The organism is Micromonospora sp. KC723, from assembly GCF_004348595.1.
Classification (GTDB): domain Bacteria; phylum Actinomycetota; class Actinomycetes; order Mycobacteriales; family Micromonosporaceae; genus Micromonospora.
Genome location: NZ_SMKD01000029.1, coordinates 43,672 through 50,010 on the forward strand (window position 1 = coordinate 43,672; position 6,339 = coordinate 50,010).

Here is a 6,339-nt window from a genome sequence, read left to right on the forward strand (position 1 = left end):
CGGGGCGGCCGGTCGTGGACGCAAGTTCGTCCACACCGACCGCCCCGTGCGCTGTCCGCGGACGCGGCCCGCGCCAGGCCGTCGGTGCGCGCACGCCGGGCCGGCCCCGCGTGGTGGCGGTGCCCCGCGCGGCGACGGGGTACGCGCGTAAGGTGGAAGGTCGCGCACATCGTTCGACAGGAGCTTCCATGACCAGCACCCTCCCGGCGTCCACCAGCGGGCCGCAGCCGAGCACCCTCGCCGAGGGCGACTACAAGGTGGCGGATCTGTCGCTCGCCGAGTTCGGGCGCAAGGAGATCCGGCTCGCCGAGCACGAGATGCCCGGCCTGATGGCGATCCGTCGCGAGTTCGCCGACGCGCAGCCCCTGGCCGGCGCCCGCATCACCGGCTCGCTGCACATGACCATCCAGACCGCCGTCCTGATCGAGACCCTGGTCGCGCTCGGCGCGCAGGTCCGCTGGGCGTCCTGCAACATCTTCTCCACCCAGGACCACGCCGCCGCCGCGATCGTGGTCGGCCCCGACGGCACCCCCGAGGCTCCCGCCGGCGTGCCGGTCTACGCCTGGAAGGGCGAGTCTCTGGAGGAGTACTGGTGGTGCACCGAGCAGGTGCTCAACTGGCCCGACGGCCAGGGCCCCAACATGATCCTCGACGACGGCGGTGACGCCACCCTGCTCGTCCACAAGGGCGTCGAGTTCGAGAAGGCCGGCGTGGTGCCCCCGGTCGAGTCCGCCGACTCCGAGGAGTACGCGGTCATCCTCGGCCTGCTGCACCGCTCGCTGGCCGAGGACGGCCAGCGGTGGACCCGGATCGCCTCCACCATCAAGGGCGTCACCGAGGAGACCACCACCGGCGTGCACCGGCTCTACGAGATGCACCGCGCCGGCACCCTGCTCTTCCCGGCCATCAACGTCAACGACTCGGTGACCAAGAGCAAGTTCGACAACAAGTACGGCTGCCGCCACTCGCTGATCGACGGCATCAACCGGGCCACCGACGTGCTGATCGGCGGCAAGATGGCCGTCGTCATGGGCTACGGCGACGTGGGCAAGGGCTGCGCCGAGTCGCTGCGCGGCCAGGGCGCCCGGGTGGTGGTGACCGAGGTCGACCCGATCTGCGCGCTCCAGGCGGCGATGGACGGCTACCAGGTCGCCACCCTGGAGGACGTGGTCGAGCAGGCCGACATCTTCATCACCGCGACCGGCTGCTTCAACGTCATCACCAACGAGCACATGGCCCGGATGAAGCACCAGGCCATCGTCGGCAACATCGGCCACTTCGACAACGAGATCGACATGGCCGGGCTGGCGAAGCGCCCCGACGTCACCCGCGAGAACATCAAGCCGCAGGTCGACGTGTGGCGCTTCGACGACGGCCACGCCATCATCGTGCTCTCCGAGGGGCGCCTGCTGAACCTCGGCAACGCCACCGGTCACCCCAGCTTCGTGATGTCGAACTCGTTCGCCAACCAGACGATCGCCCAGATCGAGCTGTACACCAAGACCGACGAGTACCCGGTCGGCGTCTACGTGCTGCCGAAGCACCTCGACGAGAAGGTCGCCCGGCTGCACCTGGACGCGCTCGGCGCGAAGCTGACCCAGCTCACCAAGGAGCAGGCGGCGTACCTCGGGGTCTCCGTGGAGGGCCCGTTCAAGCCGGAGCACTACCGCTACTGAGTTCCACCCGCACCGGGTCGGCCGCCGCGCGGCCGGCCCGGTCCCTCATCTTCCGGGTACGGGCGTCTGTCCGAGGACGGTCAGGGTGGGCCACGGCGGGTGGGGCGGACCCAGGTCCAGACGCACCAGGCGAGCCAGGCCAGCGAGACCGCGACCGCCAGCGGGCGCAGCCGCAACGCGTTGAGCGCGATGATCAGCGCCAGCACCCCCAGCCAGAGCCAGAGACCCTTCACGCCCGTGCCCCAGGGGTGCGCCCCACCGACGGGGTGGGACCGGTACGGGCGCCCGGAGCGGCCGGGCGGACGGCGCTCGGCGTGGGTGGTGCCGGCTCGTCCGGTGTCGGCGTGGACGGTGCCGGTGCGGGCGTGGCGAGGGCCGGCGCGGACTGCGGCGGCGGGGCCAGCTCCGGCCAGAGCGCGGCGGTGAGCGCGCGGCTGTGGTGCAGCCGCAGCGCGCCGCGGCGGTTCCGTTCGGCCAGCACCGCGGCGAGAGCCAGCGGCTCAGGCGTCCCCCGGGGTGGAGGTGGCGAGGTCACCGCGGCCACCTCGCCCCACAAACCCTGCGTCAGCCGGCTCCGCGACGGCTCGGCGAACCGGTGCGCCCGGGTCAGGTACTGCCGCACGGCCAGCGCCAACGCGTCGTCCATCCGGGTCAGGTCCAGGGTGACCGCCCACCCGACGAGCGGCGGCGCGATCGCCGGCGCGGCCCGCCACGGCTGCGCGGACCGGGTGTGCACCACCAGGGTGCCGGCCACCAGGTCGCCCAGCCGCCGGCCGCGCCGGTCGGTCAGCATCACCGTCACCCCGGCCACCCAGCTGAACAGGGGCAGCACCAGCCCCGGCCACTCCACCGCCACCCCGACCAGGGCGCGGGTCAGCGACTGCCGCAATCCCACCGGTCCGCCGTCGGCGGCGACCACCCGCAGGCCGACCGCCATCTTGCCGAGCGTACGGCCGTGACAGAAACGCTCGGAGAGCACCGGGTAGCCGACCAGCACCAGCACGAGGAAGACGGTCCCGAGGGCCTCGTAGAAGGCCCCGTCGACCAGCGGCGCGGGCAGCACCCGTACCGCCAGCGCGGTGAGCAGCAGCCCGAACACCACCGCCAGCGCCACCTGGGCCACGGCGTCCAGCAGCAGCGCCAGCACCCGGGAACCCAGCCGGGCGACGCGGACATCCAGCTCGACCGCCTCGCCGCTGACCAGACCCGCGTCGCCCCACGTCGGGAACCGGCCGGCCGGGCCACCCGGGGCGGGGTGGGCGTCGGGTCGACCGACGGCGGACGCCGGTGGTTGCGCTGTCACCCGGACAGTGAACACTATGGGCGCCGGAGCGGGGGAGGACGAGTGGATCTCGACGCGTACGTCGCCGAGCACCGACACGAGTGGCGGCGGCTGGAGCAGCTCTGCCGCCGGCGCCGCCCCGACGCCGACGAGATCGACGAGTTGGTGGCGCTCTACCAGCGTGCCGCCACCCAGCTCTCCGTGCTGCGCAGCCGTGCGCCCGACCCGGTGCTGGTCAATCACCTGTCGCAACTGGTGCTGGCGGCCCGGGCCAGGATCGCCGGCCGGCGCGGCCCGTCGTGGGCGGCGGTGGGCCGGTTCCTGACCGTCGGTTTCCCGGCCGCCGTCTACCAGGCGTGGCCCTGGTGGTGCGGGGTGTCGACCGGCTTCACCGCGCTGAGCTTCTTCCTCATCTGGTACGTCGCCGGCAACCCGCAGACCGCGGCGGCGTTCATCGGCCCGGAGGCCGCGGCCGACCTCGTCGACTCCGGCTTCGCCGGCTACTACACCGAGTTCTCCGCGCCGACGTTCGCCTTCCACCTGTGGACGCACAACGCCTGGGTGGCCGCCCAGTGCCTGGCCTCCGGGGTGCTGGTCGTGCCGGTGTTCTACCTGCTGTGGCAGAACGCGCTGAACATCGGCGTGGTGGGCGGCGTGATGGTCTCGTACGGCCGGGCCGACGTGTTCTTCGGCCTGATCAGCCCGCACGGGCTGCTCGAACTGACCGGGGTGTTCGTCGCCGCCGGGGTGGGACTGCGGACGGCGTGGGCCTGGATCGCGCCGCCGGCGTGGCTGACCCGGGGCCGGGCGGTCGCCGAGGCGGGCCGCTCGGCGGTCCTGGTCGCCGTCGGCCTGGTCGGGCTCTTCGCCGTCTCGGCGGTGCTGGAGGCGTTCGTGACCCCGTCGCCGGTGCCGACGGCGCTGCGGGTGGGCATCGGGGCCGCCGTCTGGCTGGGTTTCCTCGGCTACGTCGTCGTCCTGGGTCACCGCGCGGCGGTCGCCGCGTCGGCACCCGCCGACCACGCCGACCCCTGGCTGGCCGAGCTCTGGCCCTCCGCCGTCCCCGGCCACGCCTGGCCAATGGGCCCTCAGAGCTGGCCGAGGGCCTTCAGGCGGAGATAGGTGTCGGCGACGGCCGGGGCGAGACGGTCGGCGGCAGCGTCGACGACGGTGACGCCGTGGCGGGCCAGGGCGGCGCGGACGCGGGCCCGCTCATCGAGGGCCCGCCAGGCCGCGGCGGCGGCGTAGGCGTCGGCGGGGCGGGCCGGCGCGGCGGCGGTCAGGCCGGTGAGCACCGGGTCGTGCACGGCCGCGACGACCACCCGGTGCCGGGCCGCCAGCCGGGGCAGCACCGGCAACAGTCCCTCACCGAGCGTGCCCGCCTCCAGGGCGGTGAACAGCACCACCAGGCTGCGCTGCCGCTCCCGGCGCAGGATCTGCCCGGCGATCAGCCCGAAGTCCGTCTCCACGAGCGCAGGCTGTAGCGGCGCCACCGCCGTCACCAGCCGGTTGAGCAGCGCAGGCCGGCCGCCACCGGTCACCGTGGCCCGGATCGTGGCGTCCGCGGCGAGCAGGTCGACCCGGTCGCCGGCCCGGGCGGCGAGCGCGGCGAGCAGCAGCGCCGCGTCGATGGCGGTGTCCAGGCGAGGCTCGTCGCCGACCCGTACCGCCGAGGTCCGACCGGTGTCCAGCACGCAGACCAGCCGACGGTCCCGCTCGGGCCGCCAGGTGCGCACCAGCACGTCGGCCCGGCGGGCGCTGGCCCGCCAGTCGATCGAGCGGACGTCGTCGCCGACCACGTACTCGCGCAGGGTGTCGAACTCGGTGCCCTGGCCCCGGCCGCGGGTCACCTGCGTACCGTCGATCACCCGCAGCCGGGACAGCTTCTCCGGCAGGTGCCGCCGCGAGTCGAAACGGGGCAGCACCCGCAGCGTCCAGGGCGGCGTCGCCGGCCGCCCGGCCCGCTGCCGGAACGCCAACCCCAGCGGGCCCAGCGACCGCACCGCCAGGGCCACCGCCGGCCGGTCGCCGCGCCGGGTCGGGGCCAGCAGGCTGGGCAGCGCCGCCGTGCCGCCGGGCGCGACCCGGGTCACCCGCTGCGGCGGTACGTCCCCGACGGCGCCCGCCGACGGCACCCAGGCGTCCCGGATCTGGGCGCGCAGCGTACGGCCGGCGGTGTTGGTCAGGCGTAGCGTGACCGTGGCGGTGCCGCCGAGGCGTACCGACCGGTCGCCGTCCCGGGTGGCGGTGACCGCGCGCAGCGGTGCGGCGAGGGCCCAGTCCACGGCGCAGAGCAGCAGCACCGCGCCGGTCATCACCGCGACGCCGACCAGCGGGGCCGGCCAGACCGGCAGGGTCAGCGCCCCCACCAGCAGCAGGACGCCCGCCCGCCAGGTCATCGCGGTGTCGGCACGGTGGCCAGCACCGTGTCCAGCACCGGGTCCACGCCGACGCCCTCCAACTCCACCTCCGGGCGCACCCGCAGCCGGTGCCGTAGCGTCGGCCGGGCGGTCGCCTTCACGTCGTCCGGGGTGACGTGGTCCCGACCGGCCAGCCAGGCCCACGCCTTGGCGGTGGCGAGCAGCGCGGTCGCCCCCCGGGGCGAGGCGCCCAGCTCCAGCGCCGGCGTGGCCCGGGTGGCCCGGCACAGGTCCACGATGTAACCGAGGACGGGGTCGGCGACGTGCACCCGGCCCACCGCCTCCCGGGCGGCGGCCAGGTCGGCCCCGGTGGCCACCGGCCGTACCCCCGCCGCCGCCAGGTCGCGGGGGTCGAAGCCGCCGTGGTGGGCGCGCAGCACACCCAGCTCCTCGTCCCGACTGGGCAGCGGCACGGTGAGCTTGAGCAGGAACCGGTCGAGCTGCGCCTCGGGCAGCGGATAGGTGCCCTCGTACTCGATCGGGTTCTGGGTGGCGGCGACGATGAACGGGTCGGGCAGCGGACGACGGGCGCCCTCGACGGAGACCTGCCGTTCCTCCATCACCTCCAGCAGCGCCGACTGGGTCTTCGGCGGCGTCCGGTTGATCTCGTCGGCGAGCAGCAGGTTGGTGAAGACCGGCCCCTCGCGGAAGGTGAACGCGGCGGTCTGCGGATCGAAGACCAGCGAGCCGGTGACGTCGCCGGGCATCAGGTCGGGGGTGAACTGCACCCGCTTCGAGCCGAGGTCCAGAGCGGTGGCCACGGTGCGGACCAGCAGCGTCTTGGCCACCCCGGGCACGCCCTCCAGCAGCACGTGGCCCCGGCACAGCAGCGCGATGACCAGGCCGGTGACCACGGCGTCCTGCCCGACGACCGCCTTGGCCACCTCGGCGCGCAACCGGTGCAGGGCGGCACGCGCGTCGTCCGTACCGGCGGTCGCGGGCACGGCTGACGGGGCGGGGT

6 protein-coding genes are annotated in these 6,339 nt (G+C 74.6%); 2 read left to right on the forward strand and 4 right to left on the reverse strand.

The features are described from left to right. Positions 1 to 188: 188 nt before the first annotated feature. On the forward strand, positions 189 to 1,676 hold the full coding sequence (gene ahcY / locus E1165_RS09700) for an adenosylhomocysteinase (protein ID WP_132389868.1): 1,488 nt from the start codon (positions 189 to 191) through the stop codon (positions 1,674 to 1,676). Between the two features lie 80 nt (positions 1,677 to 1,756). Here the strand turns inward: ahcY and E1165_RS28895 are convergent, their stop codons facing one another. Both E1165_RS28895 and E1165_RS09705 read right to left on the reverse strand, forming a co-directional pair. Then, entirely contained in the window at positions 1,757 to 1,909 is a 153-nt protein-coding gene (locus tag E1165_RS28895; RefSeq protein WP_165945181.1) for a hypothetical protein, read from the reverse strand. Then, complete coding sequence (locus E1165_RS09705) at positions 1,906 to 2,979, reverse strand: RDD family protein (RefSeq protein ID WP_132389870.1); 1,074 nt, start codon at positions 2,977 to 2,979, stop codon at positions 1,906 to 1,908. Before E1165_RS09705 ends, E1165_RS28895 begins: the two co-directional genes overlap by 4 nt. Positions 2,980 to 3,021: 42 nt before the next feature. Here E1165_RS09705 and E1165_RS09710 point away from each other — a divergent pair, with 42 nt between their 5' ends. Next, entirely contained in the window at positions 3,022 to 4,080 is a 1,059-nt protein-coding gene (locus E1165_RS09710; RefSeq protein ID WP_132389872.1) for a stage II sporulation protein M, read from the forward strand. Here the strand turns inward: E1165_RS09710 and E1165_RS09715 are convergent. Continuing rightward, on the reverse strand, positions 4,047 to 5,357 hold the full coding sequence (locus E1165_RS09715; RefSeq protein WP_132389874.1) for a DUF58 domain-containing protein: 1,311 nt from the start codon (positions 5,355 to 5,357) through the stop codon (positions 4,047 to 4,049). The two genes, E1165_RS09710 and E1165_RS09715, sit on opposite strands and share 34 nt — an antisense overlap. Continuing rightward, positions 5,354 to 6,322 (reverse strand): MoxR family ATPase, encoded by a 969-nt coding sequence (locus E1165_RS09720; RefSeq protein ID WP_132389884.1) that lies wholly within the window; start codon positions 6,320 to 6,322, stop codon positions 5,354 to 5,356. Before E1165_RS09720 ends, E1165_RS09715 begins: the two co-directional genes overlap by 4 nt. Positions 6,323 to 6,339: the final 17 nt, after the last annotated feature.